The organism is Nostoc sp. CmiVER01, from assembly GCF_034531135.2.
Lineage (GTDB): Bacteria > Cyanobacteriota > Cyanobacteriia > Cyanobacteriales > Nostocaceae > Nostoc.
Genome location: NZ_JAVRBU020000011.1, coordinates 154036 through 176979 on the forward strand (window position 1 = coordinate 154036; position 22944 = coordinate 176979).

At 42.4% G+C, this 22944-nt stretch carries 20 protein-coding genes; 10 read left to right on the forward strand and 10 right to left on the reverse strand.

Going from position 1 to position 22944, the window contains the following annotated elements; genetic code table 11:
- Positions 1-198: 198 nt before the first annotated feature.
- Entirely contained in the window at positions 199-1530 is a 1332-nt protein-coding gene (locus RMZ43_RS20230; protein WP_322649818.1) for a serpin family protein, read from the forward strand.
- Positions 1531-1773: 243 nt separating this feature from the next.
- Here the strand turns inward: RMZ43_RS20230 and RMZ43_RS20235 are convergent, their stop codons facing one another.
- Positions 1774-2949 carry an AI-2E family transporter gene (locus tag RMZ43_RS20235; protein ID WP_322649817.1) on the reverse strand — a complete coding sequence of 392 codons (1176 nt, stop codon included), beginning with the start codon at positions 2947-2949 and terminating at the stop codon, positions 1774-1776.
- Between the two features lie 223 nt (positions 2950-3172).
- On the opposite strand from RMZ43_RS20235, the gene RMZ43_RS20240 reads away from it, so the two are divergent.
- Together RMZ43_RS20240 and RMZ43_RS20245 are read left to right on the forward strand one after the other, a co-directional pair.
- Positions 3173-3514 (forward strand): hypothetical protein, encoded by a 342-nt coding sequence (locus RMZ43_RS20240; RefSeq protein ID WP_322649837.1) that lies wholly within the window; start codon positions 3173-3175, stop codon positions 3512-3514.
- Positions 3515-3800: 286 nt separating this feature from the next.
- Entirely contained in the window at positions 3801-5228 is a 1428-nt protein-coding gene (locus RMZ43_RS20245) for an LCP family protein (RefSeq protein WP_322655379.1), read from the forward strand.
- 31 nt (positions 5229-5259) lie between these two features.
- Here the strand turns inward: RMZ43_RS20245 and RMZ43_RS20250 are convergent, their stop codons facing one another.
- The 6 genes from RMZ43_RS20250 to RMZ43_RS20275 all read right to left on the reverse strand — a co-directional run bounded on the left by RMZ43_RS20250 (position 5260) and on the right by RMZ43_RS20275 (position 9826).
- Positions 5260-6336, reverse strand: coding sequence for an anthranilate phosphoribosyltransferase family protein (locus RMZ43_RS20250; RefSeq protein WP_322655380.1), 1077 nt, complete (start codon positions 6334-6336; stop codon positions 5260-5262).
- A gap of 79 nt (positions 6337-6415) precedes the next feature.
- On the reverse strand, positions 6416-7363 hold the full coding sequence (locus RMZ43_RS20255) for a LysR family transcriptional regulator (RefSeq protein WP_322655381.1): 948 nt from the start codon (positions 7361-7363) through the stop codon (positions 6416-6418).
- 183 nt (positions 7364-7546) lie between these two features.
- Positions 7547-7771: a type II toxin-antitoxin system HicA family toxin gene (locus RMZ43_RS20260; RefSeq protein ID WP_190909794.1), complete on the reverse strand. Its 225-nt coding sequence runs from the start codon at positions 7769-7771 to the stop codon at positions 7547-7549.
- A 3-nt stretch (positions 7772-7774) separates the two neighbouring features.
- Positions 7775-7984: a type II toxin-antitoxin system HicB family antitoxin gene (locus RMZ43_RS20265; protein ID WP_322655382.1), complete on the reverse strand. Its 210-nt coding sequence runs from the start codon at positions 7982-7984 to the stop codon at positions 7775-7777.
- 91 nt (positions 7985-8075) lie between these two features.
- On the reverse strand, positions 8076-9395 hold the full coding sequence (locus RMZ43_RS20270) for a HEAT repeat domain-containing protein (protein ID WP_322655383.1): 1320 nt from the start codon (positions 9393-9395) through the stop codon (positions 8076-8078).
- A 17-nt stretch (positions 9396-9412) separates the two neighbouring features.
- Complete coding sequence (locus tag RMZ43_RS20275) at positions 9413-9826, reverse strand: ubiquinol-cytochrome c reductase iron-sulfur subunit (protein ID WP_322649809.1); 414 nt, start codon at positions 9824-9826, stop codon at positions 9413-9415.
- A gap of 496 nt (positions 9827-10322) precedes the next feature.
- Between RMZ43_RS20275 and RMZ43_RS20280 the strand changes: the two genes are divergently transcribed.
- Positions 10323-11951: a ferredoxin--nitrite reductase gene (locus RMZ43_RS20280; RefSeq protein WP_322655384.1), complete on the forward strand. Its 1629-nt coding sequence runs from the start codon at positions 10323-10325 to the stop codon at positions 11949-11951.
- Here the strand turns inward: RMZ43_RS20280 and RMZ43_RS20285 are convergent.
- Positions 11941-12273 (reverse strand): hypothetical protein, encoded by a 333-nt coding sequence (locus tag RMZ43_RS20285; protein ID WP_322655385.1) that lies wholly within the window; start codon positions 12271-12273, stop codon positions 11941-11943. The two genes, RMZ43_RS20280 and RMZ43_RS20285, sit on opposite strands and share 11 nt — an antisense overlap.
- Positions 12274-12315: 42 nt before the next feature.
- On the opposite strand from RMZ43_RS20285, the gene RMZ43_RS20290 reads away from it, so the two are divergent.
- From RMZ43_RS20290 to RMZ43_RS20315, 6 genes are all read left to right on the forward strand, one after another.
- Complete coding sequence (locus tag RMZ43_RS20290) at positions 12316-13818, forward strand: NarK family nitrate/nitrite MFS transporter (protein WP_322649807.1); 1503 nt, start codon at positions 12316-12318, stop codon at positions 13816-13818.
- A gap of 239 nt (positions 13819-14057) precedes the next feature.
- On the forward strand, positions 14058-16283 hold the full coding sequence (locus tag RMZ43_RS20295) for a molybdopterin oxidoreductase family protein (RefSeq protein ID WP_322655397.1): 2226 nt from the start codon (positions 14058-14060) through the stop codon (positions 16281-16283).
- 282 nt (positions 16284-16565) lie between these two features.
- Complete coding sequence (locus RMZ43_RS20300) at positions 16566-17024, forward strand: phosphate-starvation-inducible PsiE family protein (protein WP_322649806.1); 459 nt, start codon at positions 16566-16568, stop codon at positions 17022-17024.
- A 160-nt stretch (positions 17025-17184) separates the two neighbouring features.
- The gene (locus RMZ43_RS20305; protein WP_322655386.1) at positions 17185-17637 is read left to right on the forward strand and encodes a nitrate reductase associated protein; all 453 of its coding nucleotides are present in this window, start codon (positions 17185-17187) and stop codon (positions 17635-17637) included.
- 189 nt (positions 17638-17826) lie between these two features.
- On the forward strand, positions 17827-18429 hold the full coding sequence (locus RMZ43_RS20310; RefSeq protein WP_322649804.1) for a DJ-1/PfpI family protein: 603 nt from the start codon (positions 17827-17829) through the stop codon (positions 18427-18429).
- A gap of 482 nt (positions 18430-18911) precedes the next feature.
- Positions 18912-20294, forward strand: a complete 1383-nt coding sequence (locus tag RMZ43_RS20315; protein WP_322655387.1) for a PrsW family glutamic-type intramembrane protease — start codon at positions 18912-18914, stop codon at positions 20292-20294.
- Positions 20295-20549: 255 nt separating this feature from the next.
- On the opposite strand, the gene RMZ43_RS20320 is transcribed toward RMZ43_RS20315, so the two are convergent.
- Both RMZ43_RS20320 and RMZ43_RS20325 read right to left on the reverse strand, forming a co-directional pair.
- Complete coding sequence (locus RMZ43_RS20320; protein WP_322655388.1) at positions 20550-21197, reverse strand: hypothetical protein; 648 nt, start codon at positions 21195-21197, stop codon at positions 20550-20552.
- A 150-nt stretch (positions 21198-21347) separates the two neighbouring features.
- Positions 21348-22928 carry a CHAT domain-containing protein gene (locus RMZ43_RS20325; RefSeq protein WP_322655389.1) on the reverse strand — a complete coding sequence of 527 codons (1581 nt, stop codon included), beginning with the start codon at positions 22926-22928 and terminating at the stop codon, positions 21348-21350.
- Positions 22929-22944: the final 16 nt, after the last annotated feature.

Genomic DNA, 22944 nt, shown 5'->3' on the forward strand with positions numbered 1-22944 from the left:
CGTCTACATCACCCCTTCAATTAGGATTTAGCCACTCTAATAAGTTGTGTTTAATTCCTCTGAGCTAATAACTTGCTGTTACAGTTTCTGTAACAGTGCCATTTTTCTATTGGAGCAAATGCAATAGTTAATCATTGACACAGTATCTGCGTCACCCATGATCACAGTTCGGGAATCTTTCGCAAGTGAGGTGGTAAAATGAATCCGCAGAAATATAGTAGTATGAGAGAAAATTTCATGCAAAGACGTTACGGTGTTAGCCTGGGCAGACGCTATGCTATGGCAGCTGCAAGTGTTGTTTTATGCAGTGTATTAGGGTATTCTCAAGTCGATAGTAATAAAAGTGTCCTTGCCCAATCTGGTTTACCTCAACCAGAAACTCCATTGCAAAAAAAAACACTCAAGACTGATACTAAACTTGTTGAGTCTAGCAATAGGTTTGGCTTCAAACTATTTTCAGAAGTTCTGAAAAAGGATCGAGATCAGAAGAATGTTTTTATCTCACCTTCGAGTGTTGCGATCGCTTTAGCTATGACCTACAACGGCGCTAGCGGCACGACTCAACTAGCGATCGCAAAAACTCTGGAATTACAAGGGCTAAATCTAGCAGAAATCAACTCTTCTTACGCGGCGGCATTAAAGCAGCTTTTAGACAATTCTGACCCGAAAGTGCAACTGAATATTGCTAACTCACTTTGGGCAAACAAAAATTTTAGCTTTCAGCCAGACTTTCTCCAAAGAATACAGTATTTCTATAAAGCTAAGGTCAGCAATTTAAATTTTCAAGATCCAGCCGCACCTAATATTATCAATAACTGGGTAAAAGATAACACTAATGGCAAAATCGATAAAATAATTGAAAAAATTGAACCAAGTCAGGTGTTGTTTTTAATTAATGCCATATATTTTAAAGGAAAATGGAGCCAAGAATTTGATAAAAGTCAAACTGCTCAATACCCTTTTTATACCACACCTGGCAAGCCAAAACAACACCCGATGATGTCACAAGATGGTGACTATAGATATTATGAAAGCAAACAGTTTCAAGCGGTAAGTTTACCTTATGGCAAAGATGGTAAATTCAGCTTTTATATTTTCCTGCCGAAACAAAACTCTAACCTGAAAGCTTTTTATCAAAACTTGAATGTTGAGAACTGGGATAAATGGATGACTCAGTTCAGCAAACAAAAAGGGTTTATTCGCTTACCCCGGTTTAAAAGTGAGTATGATGTTACTCTTAATGATGCCTTAAAAGCTTTAGGCATGGAGGAGGCTTTCAGCAACAAAGCCAATTTTTCAGGCATGGGTAAAAATTTTGCCATTAGTGAAGTTAAGCATAAAACTTTTGTCGAAGTGAACGAAGAAGGCACTGAAGCGGCTGCGGCTACTTCAGTAGGAATAGTCGCAACAGCTTTCAGAGAAGAACCAGAACCATTCCGAATGATTGTTGATCGTCCTTTCTTCTGTGCCATTAGGGATAATCAGACGGGAAGGGTTTTGTTTACGGGTTCCATCATTGACCCACAATGAGGAAGCATGAAGAAAAGTACAAACTAAGCCAAATTGTAGGTAAAAAGTTAGAAACATTCTTTTCGAGATTCACCGAACAAGAAAAGATACGTCATTACTCAAACCTCTTCCCTTCTCTACGAGATGCTGTGCGCGAACATGGCAGAGGTTTTCTCCTGCCTCCTTCTCTTTGATAGGTTTCAAGGAATCTTGGTGTCAACTATTCAAAAAATGAAGTATCAATCCCTTCTGACTTCTGCCTCCTTAAGGTAATGTTGCTTCAGAAATACTCAATGTGTTTTTAGCGTCAGCTTTCGAGGACTGGTTTGCTGCAATAGGTGCAGTTATCTCGCCTGTGGTGCTGTCGTCTGTCTCGCTACTTAGGTTTCCAAGACGCAGGGCATTCAAAGTAGTCTTAATCACAACAGCTGTGGGTACTGCCACAATTACACCCAAAAGTCCGCCAATTCTTGCCCCTGTCAAGACTGAAATTAAAATCCACACTGGATTTAAACCAGTAAAGCTGCCTAAAATTCGGGGGGCAATTAAGTTTTCGAGAATTTGCTGTACAATTACTGCTGCTATCAAGACTCTCACACCCATTGAAAAATCTTGCAGCGCTACCAATAGTGTAGTCAGGGCGATACCTACAGAACCGCCAAAGGGGACAAGAGCCATCAAACCAATAGTTAGGCCAAATAGTAGACCAAATGGCACTTTCAGCCACAAAAATGTAGGAATCAGGGCTGATGCCATACAGGTAGATAAAATTAGCTGGGTGATAAAGAAATTTTGAAAGCTCAGGCGGACTGTTTTGGAAAAAGGATCACGAAATTTAGAGGGTAACCATTCTACTAAACTTTCCCAGAGTTCACCCCCATGCTGTAAGAGGTAGAAAGTCAAAACCATCGTCAAGAGAATATCTAGCAGGCTAGTGACTGTAACAACTGCCAGATTTAAAACTTGTCCAGCGATCGCTTGCAATTGTCCCTTGACGCGATCGTTGATTTGCACTACCAGAGCATCGAGGTTAATCGGTAAACCATAAGTCTCAGCTTTTTCGTTTAATATCATTAACTGAGAGCGTCCAGAGTCGATCAACTCTGGTAAACGAGCCACCAGTTGTTGAGCTTGGGTAAGAGCCAAAGGAAAAAGTGTCACACCCAAGGCTAATAAAATCGATAAAGCCAAGAGAAATACTAAAATAGCGACTTGCTCTCGCCTAGCACCATGATGCTCCATCCAGCTCACGGGGTAGTTGAGCAGAAATGCTAGCACTGAGGCTCCAACTAAAATGACTATGAGAGAATGGAAATAATTAAAAAATACCGAAAGTGCCCAACCATTAAGAACTAGTAGCGGTAGGAATAACGCGATCGCGCCGATTCGCGCTATTGGTGTGAATGTTTGCCACCAGTCGAGTAGCTTGCGTGTCTGCATTTTAAGCTGATTGCTGGATAGAACTAAATAAAATCTTTCTTTACAGATTATTATCTCTAACTATATGAGTCTTATTCATCCTTCTAGTTTAGGAGTTAGACTAACCCAAATGGAAAATTTTGAACCGAAAGAGAGTGGAAAGTGGGGAGTGGGGGAAGCAGGGGAAGCAGGGGAAGCAGGGGAAGCAGGGGGAGAAGAACTATTAATTATTGCCCAATACCCAATGCCCAAAACACAGTTGCTTTTACATTTGATTCCAATCATCGGCTTTTTTCCGTCCTTGTGGACTCTCTATCGGGGCCAAGGGAGTCGGGAACAACTTGCTATTAGTCGTCTGTCTATTACTTTGGCGCTTACTTGGCTGTTGGGATATCTATTATTAGCTACCGGAGCAGCAACTTCAGATTTTTTTTCGCTACGTCTTCTTATCCTCAATAGCTTTCTGACATCAGGTTACTTTTTAGTAAGTGTCTGGTTGATTTTGCGCCTGATGCAGGGCAAATCTGGGCGTTTACCAGGGTTTTCTACCTTAGCTGAACGAGTACTAGGAAAGTACTTATCTTAATTTTTTAAGGCAGGAATTTTTCAGTAGTTTTACCTATTTACTAAAAAATTACTATTGATTTATCTATATATCTAGTCAAATCCAGTTTATTATTGCCATACTTCAGTAAAACATCTCTAGGTTGGCCCAAAAGAAAGAAAAATGCTGCTATAAGTGTTGTGGTTGACACTACATTAAAAAAATTAGCACTGATAATTAAGAATTAGTTATTATGGGTTGATTTGTTTAGATGTTTTTAGTTTGCAAATTTACCGAATTTGATTATTGAGTAAGTGTGAGGAAATCTGTGACCATTCAAAGAAGTTCGGCGGAAGAAAACCAGTCGGGAAAAGCCTCAAAGTCTAGTAAAAGAATTCCCTCCCATAACTCGAAATCCGGGCGTTGGCTATGGTTTTGGGTAGGGATGAGTGGGATTGCAATGGTGTCAGCAACAGCAGGGGCGCTTTTGGCGGTGTCTTTGACTAGTACGCCTTTGCAACAAGCCCAGCTAAGTCCACAGGAGGAGGCAGTCTTTGATAGCGATCGCATTTCTGGAGGTGTGCTGCGATTTTCAGAATTAACTCGCCCGGTAAATCTCTTGGTTATGGGCATGAGCGTACTTCCCCCGGATATCCAAAATCCTCCCCCAGAAACCAAAAACCTCAAATACCTGCCCCAGGTAAACTCCTTTGATGGTCTTTCCGATGTGATGCTCTTGCTCAAATTTGATCCAGAGACGAAAAAAATAATTATGCTCTCCATTCCCAGAGATACCCGCACAGAAATAGAGGGGTATGGGGTGAAAAAAATTAATGCCGCCAATGTTGACGGTGGGCCAGCTTTAACTGCCAAAACCGTCAGCAATCTCTTAGGTGGCGCGGGAATTGATCGTTATATCCGAATTAACGTTTTAGGAGTTGCCAAGCTAATCGATGCTTTGGGTGGCGTGAGTGTTTATGTCCCCAAAGATATGAAGTACCAAGATGATTCTCAACATTTGTACATCAATTTGAAGGCGGGTAAGCAGCATCTCAATGGCGATCAGGCACTACAATTGCTACGGTTTCGCCATGACGAACTCGGAGATATTGGTCGGATTCAACGGCAGCAAATGGTCATTCGTGCCTTGATGGATCAAACGCTCAACCCAGCGACTGTAACTCAATTACCTAAAGTTCTGGATGTAGTTAAAGACCACATTGATACCAACTTGACAGTTGAAGAATTAGTAGCGCTAATGGGTTTTGGGGTGCGAACAAATCGCTCTAACATGCAAATGTTAATGCTGCCAGGTCGCTTTAGCGAGAAAGGTGAGTTTGATGCTAGCTATTGGTTGCCTAACAAAAATGGTATTGCCAAACTGATGGCTCAACACTTTGGTTTGGAGTCAGATCAAGAACAGCAGGTGACTGCAACTGACCCACATTCTTTACGTGTAGCAATTCAAGATAGTACAGGTGGCGATCGCTCTAACCTGCGACCATTGATTAGAGCCTTGGAAAAATCTGGATATCGTAATATCTATGTAGCCAAGGCATGGGGTGAACCTCTAGACGTGACTCATATTGTCGCCCAGCAAGGAGATGGTGACAGTGCCGAATCAATTCGTGACACTTTGGGGTTTGGCGAAGTACGTGTGGAAAGCACTGGCAACCTTGGCTCAGATATTAGTATTCAAGTAGGTCAGGATTGGTTGCAACAAAAATCTATTTTGGAGAAGTCGCCGACACCCTAAAGCGATGAAATTCATATTTTAACTGAACTTTTTACACTGGCTGAAATACTTCTGCTGAGAGTGAATTTACTATCTGGCTGAGTTCTTGGAGTTTAGCTGCTATTGCACCTTTGGTTAATAATTCTTCTGCCTTAGCTAAACTCTCTGGCATATTTGGACAAATACCACTCCGCCATAGGTAAAATCCGCCATTCCACAAGGCTGTTTGCATTAGTTCACCTGGTTCACCTGCCAAAACCTTCTGAATATTCGCCACCAGTTCTTCAGTAGTTCCAAGGGGTACATTCTTAGTAGTAAAGCCGTAATCACGCGGTACGAGGTGCAATCTTTCTACCTCTTGGGATGCTACCGATGAAGATAAGCTGATAATCGCAGTGCGATCGCGCGGTAAGTCGCAACTTCCTTCCAATCCTTTCACTAATGTAAATTTTGTTATTCCCCGCAGCCCCAGAGCTATCTTAAACATCCCTTCGGTCGGGGGATGCACAAACCCAGCAATTACATGAGCATCTCCGGCATAAGGACACCAGATTAGCTCCATTGTTGCCAATGGCGGACGTTTGCCAAGTTGGTCGCGGTATTCCCAAATACTGTTAGTTAAGGGGAAATGCTGAGGGAGATAAATAAAGCCGATTCCGGTTTGCTCAAACACTTGCTGGGTTTTTGCTAGTGGTAGGACAGTCCAATCGACTCCTAAACGCTGCCAAATGTCTATTAAAGGTAATCCATATTTAGTTGGAAGGCGATCGCCACCGTGCATTACCACTGGTTGTCCAACTGCGGCGAGTAGTAAAGCTGTTACCGGACTAATTGGTGCTGTGCGGGTTCTGCCATCATAAGGTATACCAAGAGCGATCGCTGGCCGCCGAGAGAGAATTGGTTGCAGTTTTGGCCCCAGTTCATAATATGCATCCAACATTCCCGCTAACTCTTCCCCCGTAGGACGTTTGATTCGATGAGCAATCAAAAACGCTCCGATTTGGGCTGGTGTAGCTTCACCCAGCAGCATCATTTTAGTGGCCGTAGCTGCTTGGGCGCGAGTTAAATTCTCTCCTGTGTGGTTTCCGCTACCTACTTTTTGCAGTAATTCCCGAAATATATTGCTCATTTGTGCTTTGTCCTTTGTGCTTTGTCATTTGTCATTTGTGAATAACCGAAAATGACTAATGACTAATAACTAATGACGCTTAAGAAGCCGATCGCTGCTGGTCAATTTGTAATGGGATATTTTCGCGCACGAGTTGCCAAAAGTGTTTAATGGGGGGAATTTGCAGCCGATCTTGAGTTGTTACCATAACTACCCGACGAGTCAAACTGGAACTATCTGCTAAACCACTAGTATTATTGCTGGCTAAGGAACGAATCGCTAGGGTAGGGTCAAGACGAGCTTCCATTAATGCTGATTGAGGTAGCAAAGCTATCAATTCTCCTTGGCGCACCACTCCTCGGAAGGCATCTAGGGTATTTACCTCTAAAGCTGCCCGCAGTGTAGCTTCCATTCGCTCAAATCTATCTTGTATTAAACGTTGCATCCCATAACCATCTTTAAAAACCACTTGGGGATAACGAATTAGCTCTGACCAAGGGACTAATTCATATTGAGCTAGGGGATGATTGGCTGCGGTTAGAATTTCTATCGGTTCCTCATAAAGTACTTCTACCACCATTTCTCTACCAGTGGTTAAGAAGCGATTATTCATCACAATTGCTAAATCCACCAACCCATCTTTGAGGACTTTCAGGGCGCGATCGCTTCCCAATGAAGTCACCCGCAATTGCACATCTGGATAATCATGGCAAAATTTTTGTAACACTGGTGGTAAGTAAGATCCACAGAGTGAGTGAATCGCGGCAATGCAAAGTTCTGGCTGTTTTCCGGCGATTAAATCAGCTAATTCTTCTGTAGCTGTCTGCCATTCTTGGCAAATTTTCCGGGCGCGGGGTAGTAAACATTCACCTCCCAGCGTTAATTTTGCATGATTAGTTCTGTGAAACAGTTCTATACCCAAATCTGCTTCCAATGCCTGGATTTGGCGACTAATCGTCGATTGGGTAACACCAGATGTTCGCGCTGCTTGTTGAAAGCTGCCGGTTTGTGCGATCGCCAGAAAGGCTTGCAACTGCTCTAGGCGCATTTTTATGTAGCCTGAATTACATTTATCAGTTTCATTAAATTAACGGTTTTTTACCAGTAATTTAGTATAGTTTGTTACAGTATCTTTTATCTGATTTACATTTGTATAAATCAGGTTTTACCGCCTTTTTTGTCAATTCTCCGCTTTGTACCGATGTCCTAACGCTAAAGAAGAGGATGAATCTCACTGCGACTCGAGCATTTCTTCAACAGACAAACCAATATCATTAGCAATTTGGCGTAGCAATCTCGGTGAAATATCGCGGCTCTTGTGAAACGGAACTGTTGTTCCTCGACCATCTTGGTGACGAAACTGCTTGTGTGAACCCTTTTGGCGCACCTCCACAAAACCAAGGTTTTCTAGAATGCGGACGACCTCTTGTGGCTTCAGGACAGGAATGTTGCTCATGGTTTACTGAACCACGATCTGCTGTGTACCAACAAATTCCGTCTCAAATGTCGCGTCTTCATCTTCTAGAAGCATCTCAATCACTTCGCGTAGATTTTCCTGTAACTCATCTAGGGTTTCTCCTTGAGAATGCGCTCCGGAAAATCCAGGCACATAGCCAATGTAGAGATTAGTATCAGAATCTCGCTCAATTATCGCAGTAAAGGTTTTCATAAAGTTGGTCAGTGGCAATATGCTTTAGATCATAGCTGGACAATCACCTGTTCATAGTAAAGGAAGAGTCCGACCTCCGATTTGACAGAATTTACCACTCAGCTAAAGCGATCGCTATTCCTTGTTGTAAATCTGGTTTGAGTTCGGGGTTATTTGCTAACTGCTGCAATTCCTGATATGTGGCTTCCCTATCCAAATTTTTGAGTGCAGCGATCGCATGTAGTCTCACCGATACATTAGAATCAGCTAACAGCGAAATCAATGGTTCAATAGCTTGCATTTCGCCTAACTGTCCTAAAGATAAAGCGATCGCACTTTTGACACTGACAATCTCTCTGGCTGGATGCTGCGTTAGCGAAGCTCGCCGAAGGCATCGCAGTATTTGCAATAATATTTCTACGGCTAATGTAGTTTGGGGCTTTTGCACTCGCCCTAAAACGGTAACAATTTCTTGCCAAAGTGTCTCTGAAGTGATTTGATGAAATGCCGTTTGCAAATATTCCAAACTAGATAACGTCCCCAGCCAACTTAAAGCGCGGATGGTTTCTAATTGCAGTGGTAGCGGTGTATGGGGTGATATTAGCAGCTTAAATAATTGCTGGGCTGCGTCATCACAACCCATTCGAGAAAGGGAAACTGCGGCTGCACAACAAACATCAATATTAAAGTCGTAAAGCTTGGGTTGTAGTCTCGTCACCAAATCTAATGCTTCGCGTAAGTCGGGGCGAAAACCTAAACCAAGTATTGCTGCACGCCTAACTGTGGCGGCTATATCATCCAAAGCGTTCAACAATACTGGTGGTACACGTTCGTCACGAAAGCTGCTGAGGGCTTCAATTGCAGCCGTGCGGATTGTTGCTTGTGGATCTTGGACTACACTCAATAGCGGTGTGATGGTTTCTGTCTGAGGAATGCAGGAAAGCGATCGCACTGCTAAAAGCCTTGTATCTTCATCTGCTAAAAGTTCAGTTAATGAAGTAATCGCAACAGTACCCATTTGCCCTAGTGCTGTAGCTGCGATCGCTTTGAGTTCTTCATCCTCATCGGTTTTCAACAATTCAACTAAGGGTGCGATCGCTTCTGGCTGTTGAAATTCGCCTAAAGTTCGTGCTGCATACCAGCGTAATTCTTCCTCTGCATCTTCGTCTTCTAATATCTCAATGAGTGGTGGGATAGCAATATTTCCCAAGCGAGTCAAAACTTTGGTGATTTCCCAGCGTTGCTGAAAATCTCCTATCTCTAAGATTGAAACGGTTAATTTTAGAAGATATTCTCGATTTTTAACTATTTCTGGATGCTCAGAATCTGTCCCTAAAATTAATTGTTGTAAATATTGAATTAGTGATGACCAATCAGCTGCATCGTATGCTGTCTGGGCTTGCACCAAAAGCTGGTTGATATTACTCACCATACTCTAAATTGTATTGTTTAACTTGGCTTGACTAGAACTGAATTACCCTCAATTTTGACGGCATAAGTTTTAAGCGCTTCTGTCGCTGGGCCTTTTTGTACTTTACCGTCAATGCCAAATTCCGAACCATGACAGGGGCAGGCGAATTTTTTTGCCTCAGCTTTCCATCCCACTGTGCAACCTGCGTGAGTACAGGTAGGGTTAACTGCCGTCAAATTTGCGCCTTTAGATGTACCGACTACCAATACAGGCCCAGCAGGTGAGTTTTTAGCCAGCAATTGACCAGTTTTATCTAATTCTGTCGATGTACCGACTGTTTGCCAATCCTTAGATACTGGAGTTGTTTGAGAAGAACAGGCTGCGATCGCTACAGGTAGAGAACTTGCTATCAAACTCAAACCTACCCAATTAATAAAATCACGACGTTTCATAGCTGCTGAAATAATATCTAAGTTTTAGCTAACATCTGCCACTCAATTTTGGATTCAGGATTTATTTAAGGAAATCCAAAATCCCTTTGATCGTTTCAAATACTCGTAATTAAAGGGTTTGCGTAAGATATTGGTTGGTTTTGATGCAAAAAATGCATATTTTATATCCGTTTTAGGCAATTTTACTAAAAAACCGTAGCTATTTATACGATTTTAACAGAAATATGCCTTTAACTTGTAAGTATCGAAATTGTTACATGAACATTATCTAAACCTGCTTGACAAATTTCCAAGATGTAAATGACGACAAGTTTTCCTTAACTAATTACGGGTTTGGAGTTTAGTTTTGAATGCTCTGAAGTAAAAATAATCAACCGTAAGCAAATATTAAGTTTTTAATTCCTAATTCTCGTAGATACAACACCTAATGAAACTACGGGTTGATTGATATTGGGCAATTATCACCATATTCAGTAATTTAGACGAGAGTCAGATTATGACAGACACAGCAACTACCACTACTAGCCTCAACAAGTTCGAGAAATTCAAGGCTCAAAAAGATGGACTCGCTATCAGGGATGAGATAGAAAAATTTGCCGCCTTGGGGTGGGAAGCAATGGACGAAACTGATCGCGATCATCGACTTAAATGGGTGGGTGTGTTTTTCCGCCCAGTCACCCCAGGTAAGTTTATGATGCGGTTGCGGATGCCTAACGGTATTCTCAACAGCAGTCAGATGCGTGTTTTAGCCCAAGTAGTGCAACGTTACGGTGATGATGGTTGCGCTGATATTACTACGAGACAGAATATCCAATTACGGGGGATCAGAATTGAAGATTTACCAGATATCTTTAATAGATTTCACGCAGTTGGTTTAACCAGTATCCAGTCAGGGATGGATAACGTCCGCAACATCACAGGCGATCCGGTGGCCGGGTTGGATGCGGATGAGTTGTACGACACACGAGAGTTGGTACAGCAAATTCAAGATATGCTCACAAACAAAGGCCAAGGAAACCCAGAGTTTAGCAATTTACCACGGAAGTTTAATATTGCGATCGCAGGTGGACGAGACAATTCAGTTCATGCTGAAATTAACGATTTAGCTTTTGTTCCAGCATTTAAGGAAGCGAGTGGGGAATGGGGAGTAGGGAATGATGAACAATCCCCTACTGCCTACTCCCTACTCTCTACTCCCCAAAAAGTTTTCGGGTTTAACATCATTGTGGGTGGCTTTTTCTCAGCTAAACGTTGTGAGGCGGCGATTCCTTTAAATGCTTGGGTACTTCCCGAAGATGTAGTCGCTGTATGTAGAGCCGTTTTGGAAGTCTTTCGTGATCATGGCTCGCGTGCTAATCGGCAAAAATCGCGCTTGATGTGGCTAATTGATGAATGGGGTGTAGAAAAGTTTCGAGCAGAAGTAGAAAGCCGTTTGGGTAAATCATTATTACCCGCAGCCGCAAAAGACGAGATCGATTGGGAAAAACGCGACCATATCGGGGTATATAAACAAAAACAAGCAGGATTAAATTATGCAGGTTTGAACATTCCCGTTGGGCGGCTGTATGCCGAAGATATGTTTGAAATTGCCCGTCTAGCGGAAGTTTACGGCAGTAGCGAAATCCGCTTCACAGTTGAGCAAAATATCGTTATCCCCAATATCTCTGACTCACGTTTAGCAACATTTTTAACAGAGCCTTTGCTAGAAAGGTTTTCTATTGATCCAGGTTTGCTGACGCGATCGCTAGTATCCTGCACAGGCGCACAATTTTGCAACTTTGCCCTCATCGAAACCAAAAACCGCGCCCTGGCAATGATTAAAGCCTTAGAAGAAGAGTTAACTTTCACCAATCCAGTGCGAATTCACTGGACAGGTTGCCCTAACTCATGCGGACAACCCCAAGTTGCAGACATCGGCTTGATGGGAACTAAAACTCGCAAAAATGGCAAAACCTTGGAAGGCGTTGATATATATATGGGTGGCAAAGTTGGGAAAGATGCCCATTTGGGAACTTGCATCATCAAAGGCATACCATGCGAAGACTTGCAGCCAGTATTGCAAGATTTACTGATTAAAAACTTTGGGGCAAAACTCAAGCAAGAAGCCCTACTAATTAGGAACTGATTGGGAATTTGTCATTTGTCATTGGGCAAAACTCATATTTCAACTTTAAAGGTTCAACGTCCGAGATAAAAGGTGCAACGTTCAAGTAAAAAGGTGCAACGTCCAGGTAAAAAGGTGCAACGTTCAAGTAAAAAGGTGCAACGTCCGAGCTAAAAGGTGCAACGTCCGAGTAAAAAGGTGCAACCTCCGAGCTAAAAGGTGCAACCTCCGAGCTAAAAGGTGCAACCTCCGAGTAAAAAGGTGCAACGTCCGAGCTAAAAGGCTCAACCTTCGAGCAAAAAGGTGCAACGTCCGAGTAAAAAGGCTCAATTTCCGAGTTCAAAGGCTCATCTTCACTGTATTTTATTCAATTAGAAAGATTAGAATGCTTAAAAACTTATTTTCGTTCAGCGATCGCTACCGCATCTTACATCAAACTTGGTTTGCTTTCTTTCTCACCTTTGTTTGTTGGTTTAACTTTGCCCCCTTCGCTACAACTATTGGCAGAGAACTACATTTAGCACCTGAGCAAATTAAAACTTTAGGCATCTGTAACCTTGCTCTGACAATTCCCGCCCGGTTAATTATTGGGATGCTTCTGGATCGTTTTGGCCCCAGAATCACCTACTCAATGCTGCTGATGTTTGCGGCTGTTCCTTGTTTAGCAACGGCGCTAGCGCAAGATTTTAATCAACTAGTTATCAGTCGTTTGCTGATGGGAATTGTCGGATCTGGATTTGTTGTCGGTATCCGCATGGTGGCAGAATGGTTCCAGCCGAAGGAGATGGGAATTGCTCAAGGCATTTATGGCGGTTGGGGTAACTTTGGGGCTTTTGGTGCAGAGTTTGCCTTACCGATACTTGCAGTTTCTACAAGCTTTTTCGCTGGTGGTGCTTCTAACTGGCGGTTTGCGATCGCACTTACAGGGATCATTACAGCTATTTACGGCGTAATTTATTACAACACTGTTCAAGATACGCCCGCAGGCAAAGTTTACAAAAAACCTAAGAAAAATGGTTCTCTAGAAGTCACAAGTATTAAAAGCTTCTGGGCAATGATCGTCTCGAATTTTGGTTTGATATTCGCTCTAGGTTTATTAGCTTGGCGCTTAGAACAAAAGAATATTCACTTCCTAACTTTGAGCCAAATGTATCTGACTTGGTTACTATTAGCAGGATTATTTGCTTACCAAAGTTACAGAGCTTGGCAGGTAAACCGAGAACTCCTAATTGGCAAGAAAACCTACGCTCCATCTGAACGTTTCCAATTTGGTCAAGTAGCTTTACTAGAATTTACTTACATAATTAGTTTTGGTAGCGAACTGGCAGCCGTTTCCATGCTTCCGGCATTCTTTGAAAAGACCTTTGCTTTAGAGCATGTTGTTGCTGGGATGATTGCTGCTACTTATCCATTCTTAAATTTGATTTCTCGTCCCAGTGGTGGCTTAATTTCTGATAAATTTAGCTCCCGCAAATGGACAATGACAATTATCAGTGCTGGTATTGGTGTTAGTTATTTGATTGCACATTTTATTAATAGTAGCTGGCCGATTCCGCTAGCGATCGCAGTTACAATGTTAGCCGCCTACTTTGCCCAAGCTGGCTGCGGTGCAACCTATAGCATCGTACCCCTAATTAAAAAAGAAGCCACTGGACAAATTGCTGGAAACGTGGGAGCTTATGGTAATTTTGGCGGCGTAGTTTACCTAACAATTTTTAGCTTAACCGATGCTCCAACGCTATTTTCCACAATGGGTATAGCTGCTTTAGTCTGTGCTTTCATGTGCGCCTTCTTCCTCAAAGAACCAAAAGGTTCCTTTGCCCCTGTATTTGAAGGTGAATTATCGGAAACCGCAACGAAAAACCCTATCTTCTTAACTGAAGAATAATCAACTCAAGGATGAAGTAAAAAATTCACTATCAAACCTGAATTAGGGAACTTTACACTTCATCCTTCCATAGGAATCCTAATTCATGATTTTTTTTCTTCTCTCTGCGCTCTTGGCGTCTTGGCGGTTCGTTAAAAAAACTTATGAAAAACGAACCGCCAAGACGCCAAGGACGCCAAGGAATAAAAATTTCAAAGAGTTTTTGCATTACACACAAATCTCTCAACCTGTCGCTAGCCATGAGTGAATTTACCAAAACCCTTTGTCCCTACTGCGGTGTTGGCTGTGGTTTAGAAGTTTCACCCCCAGCCCAACTTGGCAAAGCAACTAATCGAGATAGCCAAGGAAATCCAATTTGGCGGGTGCGCGGCGATAAAGCCCATCCATCTAGTCAAGGAATGGTTTGTGTCAAAGGTGCAACGATCGCAGAATCTTTAGATAAAAATAGATTACATTACCCAATGGTGCGAGACTCCTTAGATCAAGAGTTTCGCCGCGTTAGTTGGGATGAAGCTTTTAATATAATCACGCAGCGCATTCAAACTATCCGCTTCACCCAAGGGCCAGAAGCCTTATGTATGTATGGTTCCGGCCAGTTTCAAACTGAGGATTATTATATAGCCCAGAAACTAATGAAAGGCTGTCTGGGTACTAATAATTTTGATGCCAATTCTCGTTTATGTATGTCTAGTGCGGTGTCTGGCTACATTCAAAGCTTTGGCTCAGATGGCCCGCCCTGCTGTTACGATGACTTGGAGTTAACTGATTGTGCATTTTTAATTGGTACTAATACAGCTGAATGTCACCCCATCGTTTTCAATCGGCTGGCAAAGTATCACAAAAAGAACCGCAAAGTCAAAATGATTGTGGTTGATCCCCGTCGCACACCAACAGCAGAAGCTGCTGACTTGCATTTAGCGATTCGTCCTGGTACAGATATCGACTTGTTAAACGGCATCGCCCACTTGTTGATGCGCTGGAATTACATTGATACCATGTTCATGGATGACTGCACTAGCAACTTTCCTGCTTATGCTGAAGTGATTCGGCACTATCCTCCAGAGGTGGTGGCTCGTCAATGTGGAATCAGCATTGAAAACTTAGAAACAGCAGCTCGCTATTGGGGTGAATCGCAGCGAGTATTGTCCTTGTGGTCAATGGGTGTAAATCAATCCTCAGAAGGGACGGCTAAGGTAAGAACTATCATTAACCTGCACCTGATGACTGGACAGATTGGCAAACCTGGGGCTGGCCCTTTTTCCCTCACTGGTCAGCCAAACGCAATGGGAGGACGCGAAGCCGGAGGTTTGGCGCATTTATTACCAGGTTATCGGGTAGTAAAAAATCCTCAGCACCGAGCAGAAGTTGAGCAGTTTTGGGGACTTAAGCCAGGACAGATTTCGCCCAATCCCGGTTTGACTGCTTGGGATATGATTACTGGCTTGGAAGATGGGGCTGTAGAGTTACTGTGGATTGCGGCTACCAACCCAGCTGTGAGTATGCCAGATTTGGAGCGAACTAAAAAGGCATTATTGCGATCGCCTTTCACTATTTACCAAGACGCATATTATCCCACAGAAACCTCTGCTTACGCTCATGTTCTGCTACCAGCCGCCCAGTGGGGTGAAAAAACTGGTGTAATGACAAACTCCGAACGGGTGGTAACTTTATGTCAAGCATTTCGCCAACCGCCAAGAGAAGCTAAAGCAGATTGGGAAATTTTCGCCGAAGTTGGACGTAGATTAGATTTTGAGAAAGAGTTTGCCTTTGCTAACTCTGCTGAAGTTTATGCTGAGTTTGTCAAACTAACTAAAACTCGCCCCTGCGATATGACAGGTATCAGTCACGCCCAATTACAAGCAGAAGGCCCGACTCAATGGCCTCATCCTGAAGAGAGCAGGGGGAGTAGAGGAGCAGGGGAAGCAGGGGGAGAAGTATCTGCCAATCGCTCTGGGAAACGGTTATATACTAACCTCCGTTTCCACACTCCTGATGGACGCGCTCGATTTGGGGCATATTACTCAAAGGGATTGGCAGAACCACCAGATCCAGATTATCCTTTTGTGCTAACTAATGGACGACTTTACGGACACTGGCATACCCAGACACGTACCGGGCGAATTGAAAAAATTTGTAAAATGCATCCCGAACCGTTTATTGAAATTCATCCCCGTGATGCTGCGAACTTAGGTATTGTAGATACTATGTATGTAGAAGTGCGATCGCGTCGGGGTAAAGCGAAGTTTCCTGCTAAAGTGACAAAAGCGATCGCGCCTGGTACAGTCTTTGTCCCCATGCACTGGGGTTCACTGTGGGCAGATAATGCCGAAGCCAACGCCCTCACCCATCCAGAATCTTGCCCCGATTCGCTCCAACCAGAATTAAAAGCTTGTGCTGTGCAGCTGATACCAATCTCTGTAGAAGCTACAGTCAAAGATTATCAACTCCAATCCTCACAATGGTAAGCTCCCAAGTGTGCTGCTTAAGAGATAATTAATAATCACCAATAGGTAATTTAGTCAATAATCAATAGCCAATAGTGATTATTATTTTTTATAGCTCTCTACTATTGACCCATACCAATTACCATATTTGAAGAGGTTAAATTGATAATAACCGGAGGTTTTACTAGCGCCGAGTTAAGCTATGGGAAAGAATAAAAATCAGATAGTATTACAAATCATCTTATTTTAATCCTCTAGATTTATCTATGGGATTTTATTTTATTTAAAAATCGGGTGCAGCAGATGAAAAAGTTAATGAGGCGAATTCTAGAAGCTACTAAAGATGAGAACTTCATGCATTTCATTGAAAACATAGAAGTGATAGTTTCTAAAGTTCTATCTATTTTCATGGTGGTCGTCATTTTGGTAGCGATCGCAGATTTAGGAGTATTTATTGTTAAAGAGTTATTTACAGCACCTTATGCAAAATTTTACACAACAGTGTATAAAATTTTCGGATTATTTTTGAATATTTTAATTGCTTTAGAAATTTTAGAAAATATCACAGCTTATTTACGAAGACACGTTTTCCAAGTTGAATTAGTTATTGTTACATCTTTAATTGCTGTTGCCAGAAAAATTATTATTCTTGACTTAGAAAAAGTTGGAGGTATTGATATAATTGGCTTAGGAATTGCTATCCTCGCCTTGTCAATTAGTTATTTGATAATTCGTCTTAGTAATTCCAAAAATACCAATTAAAAATTCAATATGTCTGGCATACAATTTAGTTAGATATATAGCAATTAGTAAGTTATGAAAGAATCTAGGTATATGTAGGGTGTGGAACGTTGCGTAACGCACCTTCCATTCATGGTTAAAAACCTTTAATTTTGAACATTCAAATTTTGAATACTTTCTTATGACAGATTTCTTTGAATTTGAAGCAGACTTTGTTGATTCGCTGCGTTGTATCCCCATGCAGGTACGTTGCAAATTAGATACCTGTGGCATCAAGCTAAAATTGTCTGATTGGAATCAAATGACTACAGCCGAGCGTCAAGCTTTAGTCGAATTACCTTGCACTACAGAAACAGAAATTCAGTCTTACCGCGAGCATATCCAGCAATTAATTTTACAACGCACGGGTATACCACCTACAAAATTGCCCATTGAGCCTCATCCCGCATGGCTAGACTCTGCCACTGTACCAGCCAGCATCGAGGAAAAAGCTCAAGAACTAGGTGTAACTCTAACACAGCAAAAGTGGACAACTTTAACGCCCTTACAGCGTTTTGCTTTGATTAAACTTAGCCGCCCAGGACATGAAAACAAAAATTTTGAGAGAGCGATCGCAGAATTCCATCTACTTTAATTAGTCAATAATCATTAACAGAACAACTTTGTTAACTTAACGCTCTGAAATGATACATTACAGTACAATTAATGCTCTAATGTATCAGAAATTTACGCATAGCTTAACACTTAATATAGCTAACTCTAAATTAATATTTACTTAATAAACCATTTTTAACTATTCACTAGTAGGTGAGGGTAAAAAAATATGGCTACAAAGAAACTTTTGATGCTGGTTGGGGACTACGTAGAAGACTATGAAGTAATGGTTCCTTTCCAGGCGTTGCAAATGGTGGGACACACTGTCCATGCAGTTTGCCCAGACAAAAAAGCTGGTGACAAGGTACGGACAGCAGTTCACGATTTTGAAGGAGATCAAACTTATAGCGAAAAACCCGGTCATAACTTCACTTTAAATGCCACCTTTGCAGAAGTAGAAGCTGCAACCTACGATGCTTTAGTGATTCCCGGAGGACGCGCACCAGAATATATCCGCCTGAATCAGCAGGTACTAGAAATCACCCGTCACTTTGCCCAAGCCAATAAACCGATTGCTGCCATCTGCCACGGCTTGCAGTTATTGGCGGCGGCTAATGTACTGCAAGGCAAAAGATGTACTGGCTACCCTGCTTGTAGCCCAGATGTCAAGAGTGCTGGAGGGATTTATGTCGATATCCCTGTTGATCAAGCAATAGTTGATGGTAACTTGGTGACAGCACCAGCTTGGCCTGCTCACCCCCATTGGTTGGCAGAATTCCTCACAGTACTTGGAACTAAGATTGAACACCCAGAATTGGCTACAGTTGTTTGAGGCAAGATACCAAAACCATTCCAAATCAACAAAACGCTTACGCTGTATTGTTTTTGACTTTTAACTTTTGACTTTTGACTTCCGCCTTGCGGTGCTAGCCTCTCCCTTTGTCAGAAAACCATACTGGCTCACAAAATACCACTGAAAATTATATATTTTTGAAATAGAACAAAATGCAGTAAAAAATACTGTTTTTTAATAAATTGCCGTGGGTTTAATTTGCAGTTAGGATGTCAAGAGTATACCACCCATACAATCTGATTTATCCGCCTAACAAACCAGTTTTAGGATAAACTCAAGAGCAAATGGAATACTTAATTTACATTAGGTAAAACAATTTGAAATTTTGCATCTATAAAATTTAAATTTCTTAGCAGGAAGTGAAGCTATAGTGGATTTAGCAATGCTGCTGTTAATGTGGCTAAGGTTAGTCCTGCTGCCAAATTATGTGAAGAATTAGTTTAGAAACGCACTTCTTATCGATGACAGGCAAACACGCAAGACATAATGCATTTCTGCGGCTAGTGTCTGGTAATGGGGCAACTTTGGGATCAGAATCTCGCTATTCCCTGCCCCCCAGTAAAGAGATGGTAATTGGACGCGACCCTAGCTGCCAAGTTGTCTTGGATGCCATGATGTACCGAATGGTATCTCGTCGTCATGCAGTGGTTCGTCCCCTCTCTGTATCACCAGATAGCAAATTCAGCTGGGTGCTTTGTGATTTAAATAGTGCAAATGGCACTTATTTGAATGGACAACGCTTGTATGAATGTCAGGAATTGCACCCAGGCGATCGCATTTCTCTAGGTGCTGATGGGCCGCAATACGTTTTTGAATACGAGTATACCCTACTCACCCCGGCCACAACAGTTAACCAAGTTACACCATTACCTTCGGCGACAAATCACCACGGCCACACGCAATTAAAGCAGCCAGATTCTGTTAGCTTCACCCAGCTTTTTCCGATTATTTCCACTGGCAAAGATTTAACTCGTAAAGCTTACCTCGTACCGGGAATTCTGACTGTAATCTTTGTAGTGTTAATGTTTGCTACAGTTGGTCAGCCCCAAGCAAATCAGGTGATTGTAGCTACTTACATCGCCTTTGCTGCCTACTATTTTGTTTACCAACTTTGCGGTAAACAGAAGCCTTGGTGGGTGCTAATGGCTGCGGCACTAGGTACAATGCTGATTTTGCTTAGTCCGTTGTTGGATTTATTTATCTTCGTGTTTCGCATCGTCCTGCCTGGAAACTTGCCCTCATCCCAAGAATCTATAACCTTTACAGAGTTGCTGGTGCGGATGTTTTTTGGCGCTGGCTTGATGGAAGAATTACTCAAGGCATTGCCTGTACTAGGGGCGTTTGCCATCGGCAGAATATTATCTTCACCTTGGCGGGAACGCGTAGGCATCTGGGAACCTCTAGATGGTATTCTCCTGGGAACAGCTTCTGCTGTAGGCTTTACTCTCTTGGAAACTCTCGGACAATATGTGCCAGATATTACTCAGAATGTCACGCAACAGGTTGGTATAGGCGCTGCTGGTCAACTGGCGGGTTTACAACTGCTAATTCCGCGAATTTTAGGGTCTGTAGCAGGACACATGGCTTATAGTGGCTATCTGGGTTATTTTATTGGGTTGGCTGTCCTAAAACCCAGTAGAAGTTGGCAAATTCTCTCTATTGGTTATCTTAGTGCTGCTGCGCTTCATGCTTTGTGGAATGCTACGGGATCAATCAATGCCTTGCTGTTAGTAGTTGTTGGGGTGTTATCTTACGCCTTTTTGATGGCAGCAATTCTCAAGGCACGGGCGCTATCACCGACGCGATCGCAAAATTTTGCTACCAGATTTCTTGGGCCAAAATAAGGGATGGGGCAGGGGAGGCAAGGGGAGAAGAATTAATAATCAATGCCCTGTTTGGCCAATTACTTTTGAATATTTATGTCTTGTGATAGATGGACTAATGTTATAATCAGTTTATTGTGAAGTTACTTTAGGCTCACTATATAAAAATAGTGGAAATTAGTGAATGCTTAAAATAAATCGCTACACAAGTGTTATCAGCAGATAAATCTGCTTGCATTGGAAATTTATGTAGAAAAAAGAGAGAGTGCATTCAAGTTATGCTTCATACTCAGACTTGTTGAGTTCATTAAAAGCATAAGAAGCGATCGCTAAAGTAACTTTTGCTTTCTCTACTTCTGATAAAGCCGTCCACTCGTTATTTTGAAGATTATTGAGTGCAGATGCCGCGTTTTGCGATTCGCTGCTTCGCATAGCGTAAGTAAAAGGACGAGCCAAAACTAAAAGATCCTCTGTTCCCCAATTTGGTAGTACTGTCTGAACACACTCAACCAGTTGTTCACCGATTGATTGCTGGGCAGCAAGAATTTCAGCAGCTTTGGTAGCGATGGTGTTGAGCAATGCTTGGGGGACACAAGCGGCAAAAGTACTAGATAATGTCTGTTGAAGATTAAGTACTTGTGCTTGTTGGTGATTGTGATTATTGTCTGACTTTTGAGAGATACCAGACCAAAGTGTGTCTAAATGGCTATAAAAATCCTGCGATCGCGTTGTTAGTTCTTCCTCAAGCAAATCTTGCATTCCGAACTGTTGTTCTAATTCGTCAAAATAAGCTTCTGATTCTTCATCACCTGGATTCCAGGGATAGGTAGCATCATCTGGTTCTAGTAACGCTTCTAATAATTCTAAATCCATTTGAGCTGGCAAAGAAGAGAAAGTCTCTGAGCCGTTAATTTTATTAGCCATGTTTCATTGCCTCACAATTATTATTTGGTGGTATTTACAGCTACAATCCCTCAGAAGAGATTTCCGCAAAAACAGTTGAATTTTTCTATAGTAAAAATAGATTTTAAAGGTTGATGCTAAAGACTAAAATTTATTTCTGCAATAGCTATGCTACGAGTCTTCAATAATAAACTCCCAGGTTTCAGCTCTAGCACTTCCAAACTTTAACTGCATTCCCGATTTCAATGGGACTTCCTCTCGGAGGATTTGTTGCCAACCATTAGGCCCTAAAAACCAAGTTGTCCCGTAGGTGGAAAAATCTTGCAAGTAATAACTTCGCACTAATGTAGCATCAGTAAGAGTATTACGGCAGAAAATTTCGGCATGGCGTTTGGATACTGATGGTTCAGGGATAACAATATCATTGTCTTGCGTGCGACCGATACGCGTGACTCCATAACGCAGGAACCAGGTTTTACCTTTGGGGGCAAGCGATCGCAACGAAGCAGCCGGAAGCGGGGAACCGATATCAGGAATGGCTGTATCTGGTAATTCAGTAATACCTTCATCCAGATTCTTAATGAGTTCGCCATTAAAATCTGGATGCAGGTAGAGAACAGGCAAAGTCCAAGCGGGTTGATTAAATTTATACAGTGTTAACAATTCTTGCCTAGCCTGGGCTACGGCTTCATCAATTGGTTTGTGCGATCGCAAAGCTTCGGTAAAGGCTTGAATAAAACTGTGGCTTTCATGATCTGCGATTTCATCGCGCATCGCCAAAACCGCAGGCACACCATGACGAATCAACACTTCTGCTAAACTGCTGGCAGGGATAGCTTGATGATTGATAGCAGCTGGTTGTGCGCCCCAACAGGCATTAAAAACTGCTAATTTTACACCTGTATGGGTCAATACTTGCGCCAATTCTATCCCATTTAGGGGCATATCTGGTCGCAAAAACAGTAAGCCCCCGTCTGGGCCTGGCAAACCATGTCCAGCGTAGAAAAAAACATTGTATGCTCTGGTTTCTAATTCTTGAATTAACTCCTGTGGAGTTGGTTGTAGGAGTTGAGTCACTATACAAGGGGCACATCTTTGGGAATTACCACCTACAGATGTATCTGCAAGAGTTTGCTGTAAGATAGCAGCTTCTTGTTCTAGTTGCAGCTTGTCATCATGACCTAAAACCAGCAGAATACTTAAAGCCTGATCAGTTCGCAAATACGGTAAGGGGTCAACTTCGCTGCTGGTGCGACTAAATAGCAAATCTTGGGATAGTGACATAGCTGATTGACCAGGTTCACGCTGCATAATTTCCCAAGGGAGAGCGATCAAATCCGGGTCGCGGATTTCTAGGCGAAAACGCAAACGTGTATGCTCACCCATAGCAATACCACGACTGCGTTCTAGACTACCAAGAATTTGCCCATCAAATACCCAACGCCATAAATTCATTCCCAAGTTTTGCATCAAACGACTGCTGTAGGGGCCTGTGGGTTGACTTGAAGGAGGTGAAATCCAATCTGGGGGGAATGGGTTGGACTTTTGAGATGTTGAGTTTGGGGAAATATCTAAGTGACTATGACCAGCAAACAGTTGCTGCCATTCTTGCCAGACTTGATTGAGTTCATCAGGCCATACACAGTCACGTAAAACGTAGCCACTGGGATAGGGAGCTTTGACCACCCAAATAGCGAAGTTGTCAGTGCCAGTGTTACGGAGACGGGCGATCGCCAAATTCAGGGATGGCATGGATTCATTAAAATAA

Coding starts and splice junctions, on each gene's coding strand:
- RMZ43_RS20315 (WP_322655387.1), top strand. CDS start 18,912: ATGACAGGCAAACACGCAAGACATAATGCATTTCTGCGGCTAGTGTCT.
- RMZ43_RS20280 (WP_322655384.1), top strand. CDS start 10,323: ATGACAGACACAGCAACTACCACTACTAGCCTCAACAAGTTCGAGAAA.
- RMZ43_RS20255 (WP_322655381.1), bottom strand. CDS start 7,363: ATGCGCCTAGAGCAGTTGCAAGCCTTTCTGGCGATCGCACAAACCGGC.
- RMZ43_RS20300 (WP_322649806.1), top strand. CDS start 16,566: ATGAAAAAGTTAATGAGGCGAATTCTAGAAGCTACTAAAGATGAGAAC.
- RMZ43_RS20265 (WP_322655382.1), bottom strand. CDS start 7,984: ATGAAAACCTTTACTGCGATAATTGAGCGAGATTCTGATACTAATCTC.
- RMZ43_RS20310 (WP_322649804.1), top strand. CDS start 17,827: ATGGCTACAAAGAAACTTTTGATGCTGGTTGGGGACTACGTAGAAGAC.
- RMZ43_RS20250 (WP_322655380.1), bottom strand. CDS start 6,336: ATGAGCAATATATTTCGGGAATTACTGCAAAAAGTAGGTAGCGGAAAC.
- RMZ43_RS20235 (WP_322649817.1), bottom strand. CDS start 2,949: ATGCAGACACGCAAGCTACTCGACTGGTGGCAAACATTCACACCAATA.
- RMZ43_RS20320 (WP_322655388.1), bottom strand. CDS start 21,197: ATGGCTAATAAAATTAACGGCTCAGAGACTTTCTCTTCTTTGCCAGCT.
- RMZ43_RS20295 (WP_322655397.1), top strand. CDS start 14,058: ATGAGTGAATTTACCAAAACCCTTTGTCCCTACTGCGGTGTTGGCTGT.
- RMZ43_RS20275 (WP_322649809.1), bottom strand. CDS start 9,826: ATGAAACGTCGTGATTTTATTAATTGGGTAGGTTTGAGTTTGATAGCA.
- RMZ43_RS20240 (WP_322649837.1), top strand. CDS start 3,173: ATGCCCAAAACACAGTTGCTTTTACATTTGATTCCAATCATCGGCTTT.
- RMZ43_RS20230 (WP_322649818.1), top strand. CDS start 199: ATGAATCCGCAGAAATATAGTAGTATGAGAGAAAATTTCATGCAAAGA.
- RMZ43_RS20270 (WP_322655383.1), bottom strand. CDS start 9,395: ATGGTGAGTAATATCAACCAGCTTTTGGTGCAAGCCCAGACAGCATAC.
- RMZ43_RS20260 (WP_190909794.1), bottom strand. CDS start 7,771: ATGAGCAACATTCCTGTCCTGAAGCCACAAGAGGTCGTCCGCATTCTA.
- RMZ43_RS20305 (WP_322655386.1), top strand. CDS start 17,185: ATGACAGATTTCTTTGAATTTGAAGCAGACTTTGTTGATTCGCTGCGT.
- RMZ43_RS20290 (WP_322649807.1), top strand. CDS start 12,316: ATGCTTAAAAACTTATTTTCGTTCAGCGATCGCTACCGCATCTTACAT.
- RMZ43_RS20325 (WP_322655389.1), bottom strand. CDS start 22,928: ATGCCATCCCTGAATTTGGCGATCGCCCGTCTCCGTAACACTGGCACT.